We start from the raw sequence: 2,665 nt of genomic DNA on the forward strand, positions 1-2,665 counted from the left end.
AAGGATGAGAGTCTGCAGCAGGAGATTCAGGCTAAGGACCGCCGCATATCCGAGCTGTCGTCAGAGCTTGAGAAACAGTCCAGGGTCCGGCAGGAACTGGAGCATGAACTCAAGAGCAAGGATGAGAGTCTTAATCAGGAACTAAATGGCAAGGACAAGCGAATATCCGAGCTGGAGAACGAACTGAAGCAACAGTCCGGTTTCCGGGAAGAGCTGGAACAAAAACTCAAGAGCAAGGATGAGAGTCTGCAGCAGGAGATTCAGGCTAAGGACCGCCGTATATCCGAGCTGTCGTCAGAGCTTGAGAAACAGTCCAGGGTCCGGCAGGAACTGGAGCATGAACTCAAGAGCAAGGATGAGAGCCTGGAGCAGGCGGCCCGGGATAGAAGCGGGTTGGTTTCAGAACTGGAATCGTTGAAAGCAGATAAAGAAAAGCTGCAGGAAAAGGTCGCGAGTTTAGATACCAGGAACAAGAGCCTTGAGAGAGAAAAAAAGGATTTTTTGGACAAAATGGAAAAGATGAAAAAGACCAATGATCACAAAGAGATGCAACAGGAGGCTGGATTAAAGATGTCTGCAAACGAGTGGAGAAAAAAATCGGACAAGTTATGGGACGGGGTCAGCTATATAGCACCGCAGCAGGCTATCGAATTTCTTTCTGCAGCTATTGAAAAGGAACCTGAGAGAGCCGAACTTCATAACGACCGCGGGCTTGCCAACATGGATGAATTCAGGATGCAGGACTCTATTAATGATTTTACCGCTGCAATCAATCTCAAGCCTGACTTTGGAGAGGCCTATCATAATCGTGGAGTGGCGCTTCTTAAGCAGGGAAAGGCTTTTGCCGCCAGAAAGGATTTTCAGATGGCTGCTGAGCATGGGGTCTGGATTGGGCTGAATTATTTGAAAACACCAAGATATTCTCCAGGAATACTTGCAAAAATAATAATGGCCCTGGGACTGAAAAAACCTGAATTAAGGTGGAATCAATGATTGTTAAAGTTGTTTTTTATTCAATGTATGGACATGTGCAGGCCATGGCCCGCGCCGTCGCAGAAGGTGCCGCCCGGGTTAACGGAACAAGAGTGGACTTAAGAAGAGTGCCTGAAACGCTTCAACATGATGTTCTGGAGAAGATGGGGGCACTGAAGTTTCAGGAAAGCATCCAGGACATACCAGTATGCACTGTGGATGAACTGCAGGAAGCATCGGCTCTGATATTCGGGACTCCTACACGCTTTGGCAATATGTGCGGACAGATGCGGCAGTTTCTGGACGGCACCGGGGGCTTGTGGGCTTCGGGTGCACTGGTGGGCAAAGTAGGCAGCGTTTTTACCAGTAGTGCCACCCAGCATGGTGGACAGGAGTCCACTTTGCTCAGCTTCCACATAACCCTGCTGCATCACGGGATGATTATTGCCGGCCTGCCATACACCTTTAAGGGACAAATGGGTACAGATGAGGTTACCGGCGGTTCTCCATACGGCGCTTCTACAATTGCAGGAGGAGATGGTGCCCGCATGCCCAGCCGGAACGAGCTGGATGGGGCTAGGTTCCAGGGAGACTATGTCGCCCGGATAGCAGCCAGATTGACCGACAAGCCCTGAAAAAAGCCGGATCTGTCCTCAGCGCAGTTCCGGTCCCTCCTCCAGGGCATCTATGAGGCTGATGGTCAGACTGAGAAAATCAGCCTCGGTAAGGATACCCACCAGCTTGCCATTCATCAGCACCGGCAGACATCCATACTTGTGTTCCAGAAGCAGGCCTGCGGCATCCCTCAGGTTGTCATCCGGTGTAATGGTTTTTACATTTGTATTCATGATTTCTCTCACCGGAATGCCGCGGTCCAGCTCTTCCTGGGTCTGAGTGTCTACGCCGGCAAGCTTGGAGACCGTTGCTTCCAGGATATCGCGGTGGGTGATGAGGCCGGTAAAGCCCATGTTTTCATCAACTATAGGTATATGCCTGATACGGGCGAGATCCATCAGGGACCTGGCCAGGGCCAGGTTGTCGGTTTCCTGCAGAGTAAAAAGGTCCTGAGTCATAAGATCTTTGACATTGAGCATAATACACCTGCCATATATTGTTTATTGATTATCCCTGCTTGAGAGTGACAAGTAACACGTCAAGATAACACTACGATGACGTATCTGTTTAGCGCTTTTAAGGAAAGCAGGGGACAGGCACCCCCGCACTTATTTTTCAGTAATGATCTTCATACTCAGCGAAAAAATAAGTGCGGGGAGAGCCAGTCCCCCTGCCACATGCAAAGTGCTGAACTGATACTGATTTACGTTTCCTTGGAGTGAGTTTTTACGTCCTGTTTGCAAAGTTCCCGGAACGTGTTGAATAATGGCGACTTTTTTCAAATTGGGTTGCGGGCATAGCCCGCGTTAGGCTTGTTATTGGATTATTACCCTTGCAATGCCGGGTAGTCAACAAAGTTTGTGAAGTATTGCCCTGCAGCGGTTAAATTTCATCCAATCTTGACAGTCAGAAGTTTTCTAGGCTTTTTCCGCGATCTTGCACGGAAAAAGTGGCCCATTCGGGGCATCATTCGGTTAACCCTTGCAGGACGCGTTGAGCACGGGGACTGGCTCTCCCGGCACTTATTTTTCTAATCTGTTTCTTGTTCAATAAAAAATAAGTGCCGGGGTGCCTGTCC

2 protein-coding genes and 1 pseudogene are annotated in these 2,665 nt (G+C 49.5%); 2 read left to right on the forward strand and 1 reads right to left on the reverse strand.

Features of this window, described 5'->3' with window-relative positions; translation table 11 throughout:
* A pseudogene (locus QZP87_RS07675) lies at window positions 1–993 on the forward strand (hypothetical protein); the annotation flags it as partial.
* The gene (gene wrbA, locus QZP87_RS07680; RefSeq protein ID WP_291322334.1) at window positions 990–1,607 is read left to right on the forward strand and encodes an NAD(P)H:quinone oxidoreductase; all 618 of its coding nucleotides are present in this window, start codon (window positions 990–992) and stop codon (window positions 1,605–1,607) included. The pseudogene QZP87_RS07675 and the gene wrbA, both read left to right, overlap by 4 nt.
* Before the next feature lie 18 nt (window positions 1,608–1,625).
* On the opposite strand, the gene QZP87_RS07685 is transcribed toward wrbA, so the two are convergent.
* Window positions 1,626–2,066 carry a CBS domain-containing protein gene (locus tag QZP87_RS07685; protein ID WP_291322335.1) on the reverse strand — a complete coding sequence of 147 codons (441 nt, stop codon included), beginning with the start codon at window positions 2,064–2,066 and terminating at the stop codon, window positions 1,626–1,628.
* Window positions 2,067–2,665 lie beyond the last annotated feature (599 nt).

This window comes from Desulfonatronospira sp., from assembly GCA_003563255.1.
Lineage (GTDB): Bacteria > Desulfobacterota > Desulfovibrionia > Desulfovibrionales > Desulfonatronovibrionaceae > Desulfonatronospira.

Bases quoted from the DNA above. Each gene is read 5' to 3' on its own strand.
- wrbA (WP_291322334.1), top strand. From the start codon at position 990: ATGATTGTTAAAGTTGTTTTTTATTCAATGTATGGACATGTGCAGGCC.
- QZP87_RS07685 (WP_291322335.1), bottom strand. From the start codon at position 2,066: ATGCTCAATGTCAAAGATCTTATGACTCAGGACCTTTTTACTCTGCAG.